This window comes from Frankia alni ACN14a (genome assembly GCF_000058485.1).
Classification (GTDB): Bacteria; Actinomycetota; Actinomycetes; order Frankiales; family Frankiaceae; genus Frankia; species Frankia alni.
Window position 1 is genome coordinate 4,846,923 of sequence record NC_008278.1, and the last position, 13,968, is coordinate 4,860,890.

14 protein-coding genes are annotated in these 13,968 nt (G+C 72.7%); 8 read left to right on the plus strand and 6 right to left on the minus strand.

Annotation, left to right across the window (positions count from 1 at the left end):
• Nucleotides 1-1,665: 1,665 nt before the first annotated feature.
• The 3 genes from FRAAL_RS31920 to FRAAL_RS19520 all read right to left on the minus strand — a co-directional run bounded on the left by FRAAL_RS31920 (nucleotide 1,666) and on the right by FRAAL_RS19520 (nucleotide 4,751).
• Entirely contained in the window at nucleotides 1,666-2,523 is an 858-nt protein-coding gene (locus FRAAL_RS31920) for an ABC transporter permease (protein WP_011605583.1), read from the minus strand.
• Nucleotides 2,520-3,569 carry a daunorubicin resistance protein DrrA family ABC transporter ATP-binding protein gene (locus tag FRAAL_RS19515; RefSeq protein ID WP_041939511.1) on the minus strand — a complete coding sequence of 350 codons (1,050 nt, stop codon included), beginning with the start codon at nucleotides 3,567-3,569 and terminating at the stop codon, nucleotides 2,520-2,522. Before FRAAL_RS19515 ends, FRAAL_RS31920 begins: the two co-directional genes overlap by 4 nt.
• Before the next feature lie 186 nt (nucleotides 3,570-3,755).
• Nucleotides 3,756-4,751, minus strand: coding sequence for a GlxA family transcriptional regulator (locus FRAAL_RS19520; protein WP_011605585.1), 996 nt, complete (start codon nucleotides 4,749-4,751; stop codon nucleotides 3,756-3,758).
• 204 nt (nucleotides 4,752-4,955) lie between these two features.
• Here FRAAL_RS19520 and FRAAL_RS19525 point away from each other — a divergent pair, with 204 nt between their 5' ends.
• The 6 genes from FRAAL_RS19525 (at nucleotide 4,956) to FRAAL_RS19550 (ending at nucleotide 8,901) form a co-directional block, all read left to right on the plus strand.
• Nucleotides 4,956-5,609, plus strand: a complete 654-nt coding sequence (locus FRAAL_RS19525) for a cysteine hydrolase family protein (protein ID WP_011605586.1) — start codon at nucleotides 4,956-4,958, stop codon at nucleotides 5,607-5,609.
• A 73-nt stretch (nucleotides 5,610-5,682) separates the two neighbouring features.
• Entirely contained in the window at nucleotides 5,683-6,168 is a 486-nt protein-coding gene (locus FRAAL_RS19530; protein WP_041939512.1) for a nuclear transport factor 2 family protein, read from the plus strand.
• Nucleotides 6,165-6,602 (plus strand): nuclear transport factor 2 family protein, encoded by a 438-nt coding sequence (locus FRAAL_RS19535; protein ID WP_231861110.1) that lies wholly within the window; start codon nucleotides 6,165-6,167, stop codon nucleotides 6,600-6,602. Before FRAAL_RS19530 ends, FRAAL_RS19535 begins: the two co-directional genes overlap by 4 nt.
• Nucleotides 6,599-6,808, plus strand: a complete 210-nt coding sequence (locus FRAAL_RS19540) for an ovoperoxidase (protein ID WP_011605589.1) — start codon at nucleotides 6,599-6,601, stop codon at nucleotides 6,806-6,808. Before FRAAL_RS19535 ends, FRAAL_RS19540 begins: the two co-directional genes overlap by 4 nt.
• Nucleotides 6,809-6,889: 81 nt before the next feature.
• Nucleotides 6,890-7,873, plus strand: a complete 984-nt coding sequence (locus tag FRAAL_RS19545; protein WP_011605590.1) for a ferritin-like domain-containing protein — start codon at nucleotides 6,890-6,892, stop codon at nucleotides 7,871-7,873.
• Between the two features lie 515 nt (nucleotides 7,874-8,388).
• Nucleotides 8,389-8,901, plus strand: a complete 513-nt coding sequence (locus FRAAL_RS19550) for a DUF4234 domain-containing protein (protein ID WP_011605591.1) — start codon at nucleotides 8,389-8,391, stop codon at nucleotides 8,899-8,901.
• Between the two features lie 21 nt (nucleotides 8,902-8,922).
• On the opposite strand, the gene FRAAL_RS19555 is transcribed toward FRAAL_RS19550, so the two are convergent.
• The gene (locus FRAAL_RS19555; RefSeq protein ID WP_011605592.1) at nucleotides 8,923-9,594 is read right to left on the minus strand and encodes a cyclase family protein; all 672 of its coding nucleotides are present in this window, start codon (nucleotides 9,592-9,594) and stop codon (nucleotides 8,923-8,925) included.
• 72 nt (nucleotides 9,595-9,666) lie between these two features.
• On the opposite strand from FRAAL_RS19555, the gene FRAAL_RS19560 reads away from it, so the two are divergent.
• Together FRAAL_RS19560 and FRAAL_RS19565 are read left to right on the plus strand one after the other, a co-directional pair.
• A complete protein-coding gene (locus tag FRAAL_RS19560; protein ID WP_157892153.1) occupies nucleotides 9,667-10,401 on the plus strand; it encodes a hypothetical protein in 735 nt (244 codons plus the stop codon).
• A 681-nt stretch (nucleotides 10,402-11,082) separates the two neighbouring features.
• Nucleotides 11,083-11,973 (plus strand): DMT family transporter, encoded by an 891-nt coding sequence (locus FRAAL_RS19565; RefSeq protein WP_011605595.1) that lies wholly within the window; start codon nucleotides 11,083-11,085, stop codon nucleotides 11,971-11,973.
• Nucleotides 11,974-12,010: 37 nt separating this feature from the next.
• On the opposite strand, the gene FRAAL_RS19570 is transcribed toward FRAAL_RS19565, so the two are convergent.
• Together FRAAL_RS19570 and FRAAL_RS19575 are read right to left on the minus strand one after the other, a co-directional pair.
• The gene (locus tag FRAAL_RS19570; RefSeq protein ID WP_011605596.1) at nucleotides 12,011-13,147 is read right to left on the minus strand and encodes an AIM24 family protein; all 1,137 of its coding nucleotides are present in this window, start codon (nucleotides 13,145-13,147) and stop codon (nucleotides 12,011-12,013) included.
• 95 nt (nucleotides 13,148-13,242) lie between these two features.
• Nucleotides 13,243-13,920 (minus strand): AIM24 family protein, encoded by a 678-nt coding sequence (locus FRAAL_RS19575; protein WP_011605597.1) that lies wholly within the window; start codon nucleotides 13,918-13,920, stop codon nucleotides 13,243-13,245.
• Nucleotides 13,921-13,968 lie beyond the last annotated feature (48 nt).

The following is a 13,968-nucleotide window of genomic DNA, read 5'->3' on the forward strand; positions in this document are numbered from 1 at the left end:
CCCGGAGGCGGCTCCGATCCCGTGGACGGCTCCGATCCCATGGAGACGGTGCAGAACCTCGTCGACCAGTCGTTGCTGAGCGTGCGCGAGTCAGCCGGCGGGGTGCGCTACCGGATGTTGGAGACGGTCCGGGAGTTCGGCTGGCTGCGGCTGGCCGAGTGCGGCGAGCAGGCGTCGGCCCGGCGGGCCCGGCGGGACTGGGCGGTCGGCCACGCGGCCCGACACAGCGCGCAGCTGTCGACCGAGCGGCAGTTCACGGCGATCGACGCGATCGCGGCCGAGGAGACGAACCTCGCCGACGAACTGCGGACCGCGCTGGCCGGCGACGACGCCGAGACGGTCGCGCGCCTGGTGACCGTGCTCGAACTGTTCTGGACGATCCGCGGCGAACACGTCCGGATGATGACGTTGATCGACGCGGTCACCACGGTGCTGTCCGGCTGGGCGCCGCCGCCCGGACTGGTGCCGGTGGCGTTGGCCGCCGGGACCGCCGTGGCGAGAACCGCGGTTTTCATGGGCGACGGGGCCCTCCCGCCGCAGCTGCGTGACCTGCTGGCACGGCTGGCCCCCCACGCGGGAGACGATCCGTCGCTGGTCGGCGGGGCCCGAGTGCTCCTCGCGCTCGCCCCGGCAGAGTCCGTCGAGTCCGTCGAGACGGCCGAGACGGCCGAGACGCGGCTCGCGCGGCTGGCGGACGCCTCCGACCGGCACACCCGCCTGCACGCCCTGGTGTGGCTGACCCATCTGCGGGAGAACGTCGGCGACGTGCGGGCCTCGGCCGCGACCGCCACCCGCGCGCTGGCACTCGCCGCGCCGCAGGACGGGCCGTGGCTGGCGGCCATGGTGCACACCCGGCTCACCGAACTGACGATGCAGCTCGGCGATCTGCCGGCCGCGCGTGCCCACGCCTCGGCGGCCCTGCCGGTCCTGGAGCGTCTCGGTGCCCACGACGATGTCGCGCAGCTGCGGGTGCTGCTGGCGCTCGACGCCGTCAACGACGGCCGGCTCGACGCGGCCGAGCGCCATCTCGCCCGGATCGGCTCGCCCAGCGACACGCTGCACAGCGGCCCGATGATGGCGGCGATCGGCCGGGCGGAGGTCGCGCTCGCCCGCGGCGACACCGCCGGCGGTCTGCGCCGCTACCTGGACGCGGCGCGGGCGCTGCGGGCGATGCGCTGGCCCGGCATCGAAGCGACCGGCGTCGAGCCCTGGGCGCTCGTCGCGGACGCGGTGACGCTGGCCGCGTTCACCTGGCACGCGACCGCCGACGACGACCTCGCCACCGGCCACGAGCTGTTCCGCTCCGGTCTGCTGCGGTGCGTCGGCGCGCTGCGGCGCGGCCACACCGCGATCGACTATCCGGCCTGCGGGACGCTGCTGTTCGCACTCGGAGCCTGGGGCCTTCGCGCCGCCCGGCCGACCGGGACGACGGCGCGGGAGGCGGTGGAGCTGCTCGCGCTGGCGCAGCGGTTCTCCTACGTGGCGACGATCCCGTCGCTGGCCTGGGCACGGGTCGAGGCGCTCGCGGAGCGCCGGGCGCCCGGCGCGCTCCCGGCGGCCCGGGCGGGCGACGACGATCGGCGCCCGGCGCAGCTGCTCGACGAGGCGCGTGTCCTCGTCGAGCGGCTGGCCGGACGGCTCGACGACGTGTCGCCGGGCCACGGGTCACAGGTGGCGCTTGTAGCTGGCGACCGACAGCGGCATGAAGATCACGACCACGGCGAACCCGGTGAGCAGCGTCCAGCCCACCTGCCCGGTGATCACGCCGTTGTTGGCCAGGTCCCGGGTGGCGGAGACGAGATGTGACACCGGGTTGACCTTGGTGAAGGTCTCCAACCAGCCCGGCATCGTCTTCGACGGCACGAACGCGTTGGACAGGAAGGTCAGCGGGAAGAGGATCATCATCGAGATGCCCTGCACGCCGCGGGCGCTGCGGGCGACCGTGCCGATCCAGGTGAACGCCCACGCGATCGCCCAGCCGGTGAGGACCGCCAGCACGATCGCGCCGAGCACACCGAGCACCCCGCCGCCGGGTCGGTAGCCGAGGATCAGGCCCATGATGTAGGTCAGGCTCGCCGCGATCAGGTACCGGACCAGGTCGGCGACCATCGGCCCGGCCAGTGGGGCGATCCGGGACATCGGCAGCGACCGGAACCGGTCGAAGACCCCCTTGTCCATGTCCTCCCGCAGCTGCGTCCCGGTGGCCATGCAGGTGGTGAGCACGGTCTGGGCGACGATGCCGGGAATCAGCAGCGGCAGGTAGCTGTGGACGTCGCCGGAGATCGCGCCGCCGAACACGTAGGCGAACATCGCGGTGAACAGCAGCGGTTGCAGCGCGACGTCGAAGAACTGCTCCGGGTTGCGGCGCATCTTCTTCAACGCCCGCCACGCCATCGCGAGGGTCTGGGTGAGGGTGTCCCCCACCCCGGCGCGGGCCCGCGTGCGGGCGACGGCGGCGGCCGGGTCGGCGGCCGGGGCCGGTCGCGGGCGCGCGGCGGTCGGATCGTCGAGGACGGTGGTCATCGGGCCATCTCCGTGGGGGTGTCGTCGAGGCTGGGCGTGTCCTGGCCGGGAACGGTTCCGACCGGGCCGCCGGCGTCGGTCGGGCCGCCGGCACCGGGGTCCGGCGCGGTGCCGTGGCCGGTGAGGGCGAAGAAGACCTCGTCGAGGGTCGGCTTGGCGACGCTGACCGAGGCGATTCCGACGCCGGCCTCGCGCAGCGCGATCAGCACGTCGGCGGCCCGGTCGGCGACGTCGAGCGGAACGTTGAGCCGGCCGGACTCCGGGGTGGTGACCGGCTCCTCGCCGAGCACGCGGTGCACCACCGCGCGGGCAAGCGCCTGGTCGGCCCCGGGAGCGAGCTGGAGTTGCAGGGTCGAGTCGCCGACCTGGGTCTTCAGTTCGTCCGGCGTGCCCTCGGCGACCTTGCGGCCGTGGTCGATCACGCAGACCCGGTCGGCGAGCTGGTCGGCCTCGTCCAGGTACTGCGTGGTGAGCAGGACGGTGCAGCCATCGTCGACGAGCTCCCGGATGGTGTCCCACATCTGGCCGCGGGTGCGCGGGTCGAGGCCGGTCGTCGGTTCGTCCAGGAAGATCAGCGGCGGCCGGGTGATGAGGGAGGCGGCGAGGTCGAGGCGGCGGCGCATCCCGCCGGAGAACGCCGAGATCCGCCGCTCGGCGGCCTCGCCCAGGCCGAACTGCTCCAGCAGCCGGCGCGCGGTGGCACGCGCGTCCGCCGAGCGCAGGCCCTGCAGCCGGCCGAACAGCCACAGGTTCTCCGCGGCGGTGAGGTCCTCGTCCACCGAGGCGTACTGGCCGGTCACGCCGATGAGCTGGCGGACCCGGTGGGGCTCGGCGGCGACGTCGACACCGAAGATCTCGGCCCGGCCGCCGTCGATCGGCAGCAGCGTGGCCAGCATCTTCAGCATCGTCGTCTTGCCGGCGCCGTTGGGCCCGAGGACCCCGAAGATCTCGCCGTGGTGCACCTCGAGATCGATCTCGTCGACGGCGCGGACATCGCCGAACTTTTTGACCAGGCCTCCGGCCTGGACAGCGGGCGTTGGTGTCACACGACTTCCTTCCACGGGATGCGGGCCTGCCACCACGGGACGCAGGCAGGGCACGACAGGGCGAGCGCGCTGAACAGGACGCTAGACAACGGCGGTATCACCGCCCCTACACGCCGGTTTCACCCGCCTTCGGCTGTGCCTCTGGCTCGGCCGACAGGCGTCTGGCTCGGCCGACAGGCGTCCGGCTCAGCCGACAGGCGTCCGGCCTGCGCCGTCCGGCGAGCGGGTGTCGGCGAACGTGGCCCGGTAGGCGGCCGGAGCGACGCCGAGGATGCGACGGAAGTGCGGGCGCAGGGCGACGGCGTCGGCGAAGCCGACTCGGCGGGCGAGGGCGTCCACGGACAGGCCGGGTGACTCCAGCAGTCGCTGCGCCCACAGGACCCGCTGGGTGAGCAGCCACTGCAGCGGCGAGCTGCCGGTGTGCGCGCGGAAGCGCCGGTCGAAGGTGCGCCGGCTCAGGTGAACGTGACGGGCCATCGCGTCGACATCCAGGTCGGCGTCGCCCAGCCGGTCCAGCGCGAAGACGATCGCGGCCGCGACCGGATTCCCCTGGGTGACGGGCGGCACCGGTCGTTCGATGTACTGGGCCTGACCGCCTGTCCGGTGCGGCGCGACGACGAGGGAACGCGCGACCGCGTTCGCGGCGGCGGACCCGCGGGCCCGGCGCAGCAGATGCAGGCACGCGTCGATCCCCGCGGCGCTGCCCGCGCTGGTCACGATGTCACCCTCGTCGACGTAGAGCACGTCCGCGTCGACCGTCGCCCGCGGATGATCGGCGGCGAGCCGGGCAGCGAACCGCCAGTGTGTGGTGACCCGCCGTCCGTCGAGCAGGCCGGCGGCGCCCAGGACGAACGCGCCGAGGCACAGGCCGGCGACGACGGCACCACCGTCGCGCGCCGCCACGAGGGCCGCGAGCAGCGCCTCCGGCGCAGGCGCGCCGCCCGGCACACGCCAGCCCGGCACGATCACCGTGCCGGCCGCGTCGAGCGCGTCGAGACCGTGCGGCGGATCGACGACGATCCCGGCCGAGGTGGTGAGCGGGCCCGGTTCGGCGGCGACCGCCAGCACCGTGTGGGCCGGCACCTCGGGGTGGACCGGGCCGAACACCCGGGTCGGGATCGACGCCTCGAAGATCGGCATGTCCTGTCCGAACACGACGGCGACGGTGTCAGCGTCTCGCACCAGAGCCTCGCTCCCCTCGCGCGCCGGCGCCCGATGGCTTGAATCTATCGAACGATGGCCTTCAGGTCACTCTCGCCGCGGCGGCGCAGCACGGACGCTGGTCTGCGTCGGCCGGACCGACTCCCAACGCGGGCAAAGCGGGTGGGCGCCGGGCCGGGAGCCGCCGGGCCTGCCGCCGCCTGGACCAGCAGGGAGGAACCACCGATGGTCAACCGCGCACTTGTCGTCATCGACGTCCAGCGGGAGTACGAGGAGGGAGCACTACCGATCGCCTACCCGCCGCTCACGGAATCGCTGGCCTCGATCGGCCGCGCGATGGACGCCGCCCGCCACCGCGGCGTGCCGATCGCCGTGATCCAGCAGGACGCCCCGGCCACATCCCCGATCTTCGCCGTCGGGACCACCGGCTGGCAGCTTCATCCCGTGGTCGCCGACCGCCCCAGCGACACGCTGTTCACCAAGCGGCTACCCGGGGCATTCACCGGCACCGGGCTGGAGAGGTGGTTGCGCGAGCGAGCGGTCGACACCGTCACGCTGGTCGGTTACATGACGCAACACTGCGTGGACACCACCGCACGGCAGGCCTCGCATGCCGGGTTCGCCGTCGAGGTCCTCGAGGACGCGACCGGCACGCTGGACTACCGCAACGAGGTGGGCGCGGTGGACGCGCGCACCCTGCACACCACCGTCCTCACGGTCCTGCACACCGGGTTCGCCGCCGTCGCCACCACGGACGCCTGGCTCGCCGCACTGGCCGCCGACCGCCGCCTCCCCGCCGGCTCGGTGCCCTCGTCCACCGGCGTCCCGGACTCCCCCCGATCCTCCTCCCCCCGATCCTCCTCCCCCCGATCCTCGTAGACGGGACGGCACGCCCCTGCCGTTCCCGGTTACGGGGTACACCGTGTCGGCAGGTGAACTAACGTCCCAGGCCATGACGACGGACCACATCGCCGGGCACCTGCGGGTCGGCGGCCACCCGCCCGGGGGCGTGCGGGACAGCGCCGACGTGCGGGTGGAGCAGCACCGCCTGCCGCAGACGTACGCCGCGTTCGCCGCGCTGCGCGACGCGACCGGCGAGCAGACCGCGGCGGTGCTTCAGGTCCTCGCGCTCTACGGCCACGCGGTCGACAACGGCGACGCGGAACTGCTGGCGCAGGTGTTCGTCGACCCGCCGGCCCTCGACGGCGCGACGTCCCCCGCGCACCACACCGTCAACACGGAGGTGAAGCAGGTCCCCGGCGGCCTGGCCGCCTGGAGTCGGCTGATCACGATCGCCGGCGACGGCAGCGTCGCGAGTGCCGACGTCGTCGACGTGCTCACCGAGACCCCCGCCGGCTGGCGGGTGGCCAGACGGGCCGTCCACCCGCGCCACGGCGGCCCGGCCGCCGTCGCCGACGGGCAGGCACCGTGGGCGTGAGGATCGTGCCGGTCGACGCGGCCACCTACGCCGAGGTGTCCAGTCTGCTCGCCAAGCATCCGTACCTGTTCGACAACATCGCGCTGGACGCGGCGCCGACGGCGTACACCGACGACGCGGTCATGGGCGGGGCGCCGCTGGCCCAGGTCACGAGCGGTCTTCCGTTCGGGCGGGTGATGTTCCCGCACCACACCACCGACATCGCCGTGCACCGGGTCGACGACGACACGCTGCGAGTCTGGGCGAAGTACTTCGTCATCCGCGGCGACGGCACCGCAGGATCGGGTGACTACCAGGACACCGTGGTCCGCACGCCGCAGGGCTGGCGAATCGCCGAACGGTCCGTCACCCGCGGCAACCGACCCGCCGACGACCCGGACGGCCCCTCCACACGGACCCTGTCCGTCACCACCTGGCTGCAGAACGAGAGTTGACCGGCCAGAAGGTCGGGGAAACACCGCTGACCGACCAGCAACTCGACTCCACCGGACCCGCCTATCTCTGGTACTACCTCCTCAAGGAGGCCGAGCTGCTGGGCGAGTCACGGCATCTCGGACCGGTCGGCACCCGGATCGTGGCCGAGACGCTGGTCGAATTGACAAAACACCGATCCGCTCTCCTACCGATCGGTCTACCCTAGATGACAGCCGACGCTCGGCGGGCGTCGCTCCGAGCCAGGACACGGCGACGGCTCGCCCAGAACACACAAGGGGACGTTTCCGTGTCACCTAGAAGGACGATTCGCGAGACCGTCAAGAACGGGATCAACAGTATCCCCGAACTGCAGGCCTCCCTGCTCACCGCCATCCAGCTGGAGTTCTCGACCATTCCGCCGTATCTGTGCGCCCAGTGGTCCGTCAACGACAGCGGCGCCCCGGGCAGCGTGAGCTACAGCATCGGGAACGTGGCGATCCAGGAAATGGGACATTTCGGCCAGGTCTGCAACCTGTACACCGCCACCGGCGCCTCGCTCAAGGGCGAGATCGCCACGCCGGATCTCGTTCCCGTCTATCCGACCGTAGGACTGCCCGGCGGCGTCCATCCCGGCCTGGTCGTCGCGCTGGCACCGCTGGGAGACCAGGCGCTGCGGACGTTTATGGCCATCGAGTATCCGGAGAAGGGCCCCGTTGTGCCGCCGCCCCCGGACGCGCCGCCGCCGCCCCCGCCGCCGGCAGAGCCGACGATCGGCCAGTTCTACGACGCGATCAGCACTGGCTTCGAGACCGTATTCCCCACGGGTTCACTGCCCCAGTACCCGGCGCCGAACCAGGTGAGTTATGCCGACCTGCTGTCCGCCGTCAACACGGTCGCGGATGCCGTGAATGCCATCAGCGAGATCACCGCGCAGGGCGAGGGCACCAGCGCATCGCCCGACGAGGGCACATTTGATCCAGACACGCTCGCACATTACTACACGTTCGCGGAGATCTACTACGGTAGGACGATAGTCGAGGTGGGATCTGGCTTCGAGTACTCGGGCGCCATCATACAAAGGCCGGCGGTCTATGATTTTTCGCCCCACCAGCCCGGCGCACCCGGTCAGGACGAGTTCATTGACACGTTCACGCAACTCCTGAGGAACCTGGAAGCCTGCTGGACCGACGGCTCCGACATCGGCGAACAACTCGCCGCGATGAATTCCCTGCAGTCCGCGGGCACCGTTCTGATCAAGAACGGGTTCGCCCCTCAGTTTACGTTCGCGTAGATTAGTTCGTTCAGCCGCCGGCAAGGATGGCGATGCCCTTGCAGAGCCGAACGCCGCGGGCAACTCGGCCGCACCCGGGCGTCTTGCAAAGCGGGGAGTTCCCCAGTTACCTTGTCGACCACGAGTTGACCGAGGACCCTCCGTGGCACCCAGGCGGGCTCCGGGCGTCGTTACGAGGTGACCGGCTTGGACATGGTCAGGGTGCGCGACGGCCATGGTCAGGAAACCGTCCAGTAGAGAGCGAATGAGCGGCGGGTGCGACGCCCCGGTTTACTTTCGCGTAGATCTCCGCCGACCTGGCGCGCGACGTTCCCGACGTCCATGGCGGCGTCGTTGACGGTGGCGGGCGGATGGCAGCGCACAGACGCGATGGTCTCGACACGGGGCGGACGGACGTCTGTGTCAGGCTCCGCGACTCCTCTGGCTATTTACAGTTCCACGGTTCGGACTACACTCCGGTCCCCCGGAGATCTTTGGTTTTCGGGAAGAACCATGATGATCCATAGGGGGGTCCGATGACCGAGGCAAACTATCCGACGGGCAGCGAACAGAGGGCTGCGCCGCGCGCCGACCTGTGGCCGGCTCAGACACCGAATGCGCCGCTGTCACCCCAGCCCGGCTGGGCGGCCGCCTCGGCTCAGCCGCCGTTCGGCGCGATTCCCCCCGTTCCGCGCAAGCAGGGCGCGTGGGGCCTGTGGTGGCTCTGCGTGATCACGTTCTCGATCTACTACTTCATCTGGTACGACAGGATCAACAGCGAGCTGTCCACGATCCTCGGCCAGCCGCGCACGGCGAACAGCCAGTGGTGGAACCAGATCATCCCGATCTGGGGCCTCGTCGGCCTCGGCGCCACAGCCAAGCGACTCAACGCCGCGCATGCGCTCGTCGGCTCACCGACCCGGGTCGGCGTCTTCACGTCCTGGTTCTGGGCGCCGGGCTGGTTCGGCTCGCAGACCCGCTATCTGCAGCGACGCGTCAACATTCTGCATGACGTGCTGGCCTCGCGGACCGCCCACCGGGGGTATTGATCCCCTGTTACCGGGCGGCGGTCAGGCCACGACGGCGACGGCGCGCACGGGGAAGGTGCCCATGCCGCGCACGGGCGCGGGCAGCACGGTCAGGCGGACCGGCTCGCCGTCAGGCAGCTCGTCCAGGGCGGTGAGGTGCTCGACGATCGGGATGCCGGCGCCGAGCAGACCCTGATGGGCGGGACGGGCCAGGTCGTCGACGTCGTCGATGTTCAGCGAGTCGATGCCGACCAGCAGCGCCCCGGCGGCGACGAGGGCCTCGACGGCCGCCCGGGTCAGGTGCGGCGCCGGGCCGAAGTACGCCTCGCTCCCCCAGTGCCGGGCATGGCCCGTGTGGACGAGCACGGCCCGCCCGGCGAGCTCGGCGGCGGCCGGCAGCCGCTCGGCGCCCACGGCCCGTGCCCCGCCCGCTCGGACCACCACGGCCGGCACGTCGACCAGCCGGGCCAGATCGAGCGCCGCGACGTCCGGGCCGTCGGCGTGGAAGTGGAACGGGGCGTCGAGGTAGGTCCCGGTGTTCGCGACGAGGTCGACGGCGGCGATGTGGAACGACACCCCGGGGGCGAGCCGCTCCCCCGAAGCGGCCCGGCTGGTCCACGTGGAGATCCGCGGACCGGGCAGGCCCGGGTAGGTCACCATGCCGTCGACGATGGGATGGGACAGGTCGACGATGCGGCGGTCCCCGACGGGCATGGCGCGCTCCTTGCGTCCACGGCACGGTTGCGGTGCCGCCACGCTACCGGTGCGGCCACAGCTACCGGGACCGTGCGCGCCGCGGCCGGCGAACCGTCCCTGCCCGGCGCGGGCGGCGGTGGGGTCGCGGGGGCGACCCGCTCCGCCCGCCCGCGCCGGGGGGTGCCCAGCGGTCAGCCGTCGGTGCCGGTCACCGGCGCGGGCGGCGGGCCGGCGGGCGACGAGCGCCCGCGCGGGACGAGCGTCGGCCGGGGGCATGGCGGCCGACGCGCGAGGGGTGGCCGCTGGGCCGGAACCCGCCTCGGGGCGGCGCCCGGCGGCGTGGACTCCGCCGGAAGCCGCGGAGGCGGAGCGGACGGCGACGGATGCCGCGGCCATCCCGCGGGGGCCGACGGATGGCGCGGCGCCGGCGCGGCCGGCGGGGTCCGTGGCTGCGGGAGCTGCGGGGGCGCCGCCGGCCGAGAGGACGGGGGCACGGTCCTCGGCGCGGGGGTTCTTTCGGGTTCGGCGGCGGGGCTCTCCCGCCCGGCGTCATCGGGGGCGTCGTCGCCCGTCGGGGCGGGCGCGCCCTCGTCCGGAGCGGGGGTGCTCGGCTCGCTCGTTCCCGCGTCGTCTCCGGACGCGGCGAGAGCCGGCGCCGCGGAGGCGGCCCTGGTTCCGGCGCTCGCGCTGTCTCCCGCGGCGACCGCAGCCGGCGCCGGCCCCGCCGAGACGCCGGCGGATGGGACGGCGACGGACGGGACCCCGGCGGGCGGTGACACGGCCGGGCGGGGTCGCGGGATGAGCGGGAACGTGGGCGTGGCTTGAGTGGCTTGAGTGGCTTGAGTCGCAGGAGTGGCAGTAGGCGCGGAGGCGGGCTCGTCGGCGTCGGGAAGGCCGGCACCGGCGTCCCTGCGGGTCCGCTCGGGCAGCGGTCCCCAGGCGTCGGCGTCGACGGTCGACGTCGCCCACTGCTCGTATGGATCTTGGTCGGGTGAGAACGTCTCGGGGTCGGGCGTGTGGCGGGTCAGTCCCACCGCCGCCGCGAGCACGAGTACTAGTCCCCCCAGAATCAGCACCGGCGTCAGCATCGCCGTCCTTCCCCCCCGAACAGGTCACCGCGGGCCCGCCCCCCTGCCTGGAAATCAAGGGCGGGAAGACCCGATCGGTCCCGCATTCCTGTCATGCGCGGGCAACTGACAACGTACGGGTGACCAGCCCGGACGGGGCCCATATCGATGACACGCTGCGAGGTAGCCGGTTCGGGTGGTAAGGCCGCTCGACCGGTGCCCCAGCCGCCGGTCCGGACCAGGCCGGACCGGTACATTACGGGCCATCGACTCCAACGTGCCCGGCCCGGATGATCATCCTCAGCCGGTCGATCCCGGGTGCAGCCACGGCCTGGGCGCAGGCGCCCACGACCGCAGCGGGGCCGCGACGCGACCGCTGTACCGTCCCGCGCCGGCTGCCGCCGGCCGGGGTCGCACCCACTGATCGCCTCCACCGCCCGTGCCGCTGTTCATTCCGCTCGCGTTGCTCGCCGCGTTCCTGTTGGCGTCGTCGGCCGCTCTCCAGCAGCGCGCCGCGGGCCGCAGCCGGTTCGTGGCCCGCGACGACCACGACCGGGCCGTGCCCGGCTTCGGGCACCTGCTCGACCTCGTCCGCGAGCCGTTGTGGCTGGTGGGCTGGCTGACGAACCTGGCCGGCTTCCTCACCCAGGCCCTCGCGCTGCACCTGGGATCGCTCGCCGAGGTGCAGCCGCTCATGGTCACCCAGCTGCTGTTCGCGCTCCCCCTCGGCCTGGTGGGCACCCGTCTGCGGATGGCCCGCACGGCCTGGTGGGCCATCGCGGCGATCTGCGCCGGGCTCGCGCTGCTGCTCGGCGTGCAGGATCGGCTACCCACCCGTCCGCCACTCGACCAGGTACGCCTGATGTGGGCGATCATCGCCATCGTCGCGTTGGCCGCGGTGTTGGTCGCCGCGTCGCGCGGGCGGCGGCCGGCGGCACGGGCGGCGCTGTTCGGCGTCGCCGCCGGTCTGTTCTTCGCGCTGAGCGCGCTGCTGCTCAAACAGGCGACCGACGAAACCCTCGACAACGGGTTCGACGCGACAGTGACGCACTGGTTCGCCTATGCCCTCTGCGGGGTGACACTGACGAGCCTGTGTCTAGGCCAGATGGCCTACGCGGTCGGTCCGCTGACCGCGGCGGTCACCGCCATGAACATCACCAACCCGACCGCCGCGTACGCACTTGGCGTCCTGGTGTTCGGGGTCCCCGCTCCGAGGGGGTCCGGGGTCATCGCCGGCGTCGCGGTCTCCGCCGTCCTGGTCGTGGGCGGGGTGTTCCTGCTCTCGCGGGCGAGCGCCCTGCCCCGCCCGCGTCGACCACCGCAGCCGTAGCTGCCTCCGCCGCCGGCCGGGCGGCCGACCGACGGCGTCAGCGGTTGCCGAACAGGCCGCCCATGCCGCCGCCGCCGAAACCGCCGAAGCCGCCGAGCCCACCGCCACCGAAGCCGCCGCCCGGCCCACCCTGGCCGCCCTGGCCGTGGTGGCCGCCGAGCTGGTTGCCGGCGAAGCCGCCCTGGCCGAGGCCGAAGTGGCCGGCCGCGCCGGCGCCGGCCAGCGCGTTGTACGGGGGCAGCAGCTCGCAGGGCTGCACGATGACGAAGCCCTCGCCGCTGAACTGCATCTGCCAGCTTTCCCCGGTGTTGCCGCGCGGCCGCCACACCGCCGAGGACGTCACCGCCGCCTGCATCGACACCTGCAGGTTGGTCGACCAGCCGACGACGGCGTCCGCGTCGGCGAAGTAGTAGTTCTGGTGGGTGACGTGCATGACCAGCGGCGCGCCCGACGTGCAGACCGCGACCTTGCCGTTGCCGCGCAGCTCCACCTGGTAGGAGCCGACGCCGGCGATGCCGACCTGGCTGTCGACCCGGACCAGGTCCCAGTTCAGGTCGGAGTTGAAGGCCAGTACGTTCTTGCCGTCGACGGTCAGCCCGTCGCCGGCCAGGTCGAGGATGTGGATGTCCTGCGCCTGGTTGGCGAGGAAGACCGAGCCGGAGCCGGAGACCTGCATGAGGTTCAGGCCCTCGCCGCCGCTGAAGAAGCTGCGGAACTGCCCTCCCCAGCCTTCCCAGTGGGCGTCGAAGTTCGCGGCGCCCTGGTAGGCGACCATCGCGCCCTTGCGGGCGTAGAACTCGCGCATCCCCCGGGCGCCGAGCGTCGCCCGCAGCATCTTGCTGTTCTGCAGGGAGAACGGCTCGTCGGAGGGCCGTTCGGGATTGTCGAGCAGGCTGCTGCGGATCCCGCCGGCCGGCCCACCAGGACCACCCGGACCACCCGGGTAGCCGCCGGGGCCGGGCTGACCGGGTGCCGGCGGGTAACCCTGGCCGGGATACCCGGGACCGGGCTGACCGGGCGCGGGCGGATATCCCTGACCCGGATAGCCCTGACCCGGATAGCCCGGACCCGGATAGCCCGGACCGGGAGGCGGGTAGCCGGGGCCGCCCGGACCACCGGGATAGCCGCCGCCGGGACCGCCCGGATGACCGCCGTACGCCCCGCCCTGCGTCATGCCGCAGTCCTCTCCGCCGTCCGCCGCGCCCGGCTCGCGCCGCCGCCGCCCATCCCGTCAACGAACCGCCCGCCGTCTTTGGATCCCATGGCGCGTCAGCCCCGCAGCGACATGGTCGGCCGCTCGTCCTCGCTCGGCTGGACGACGACGAAGCCCTGCCCGGAGAACCCGAGCTGGAAGGCCTCACCGGAGCCGCGGCCGATCAGGCCGCCGAGGCGCGCCGTGCGCCGAGGTTCGACGCGCAGGCCGTCGGTGTAGGCGACGAGGGCGTCGGTGTCGACGAACGTCGGCGCCTCCCGGGTGTCGAGCACGATCGGGTTGCCCTTCGCGGTCAGGGCGACCCAGCCGTGGCCCCGCAGCACCACGTTGAACATCCCCATCCCGGACAGCATCGTGACGCCGCGGACGCGTTCGATCTTCCACTCCAGCGCCGCGTCGAAGGCCAGGATGTTCTTGCCGTTGACCGACAGGCCCTCGCCGGCGAGCTGCGCGACGATGACCTCCTTGCCGTAGTCGGCGAGGTAGAGCAGGCCCTGGCCGGTCGCCGTCATCAGGGGCACGCCCTCGCCGGTCGCCCAGGACGACGCGATCCGGCCGAGCTGCGGCGGCTGCGGGTTGAAGTCGATCAGCCCCTCATAGGCGATCATGGACCCGACCCGGGCGAACAGGTCCTGGCCGGGGTTCAGGACCACCTTGACGATCTTGGAGCCGTGCTTGCTCATCCGTTCGAAGACGGGCGTCGGCCCGTAGTGCTCGATCAGGCTGCCCTGCACGGCCCGCTCCCTCCCGCCGGCGGGCGACCCGCCGGGCCCGCTCCCACG

Coding starts and splice junctions, on each gene's coding strand:
- FRAAL_RS19550 (WP_011605591.1), top strand. CDS start 8,389: ATGACCGAGGCAAACTATCCGACGGGCAGCGAACAGAGGGCTGCGCCG.
- FRAAL_RS19530 (WP_041939512.1), top strand. CDS start 5,683: ATGACGACGGACCACATCGCCGGGCACCTGCGGGTCGGCGGCCACCCG.
- FRAAL_RS19570 (WP_011605596.1), bottom strand. CDS start 13,147: ATGACGCAGGGCGGGGCGTACGGCGGTCATCCGGGCGGTCCCGGCGGC.
- FRAAL_RS19555 (WP_011605592.1), bottom strand. CDS start 9,594: ATGCCCGTCGGGGACCGCCGCATCGTCGACCTGTCCCATCCCATCGTC.
- FRAAL_RS31920 (WP_011605583.1), bottom strand. CDS start 2,523: ATGACCACCGTCCTCGACGATCCGACCGCCGCGCGCCCGCGACCGGCC.
- FRAAL_RS19525 (WP_011605586.1), top strand. CDS start 4,956: ATGGTCAACCGCGCACTTGTCGTCATCGACGTCCAGCGGGAGTACGAG.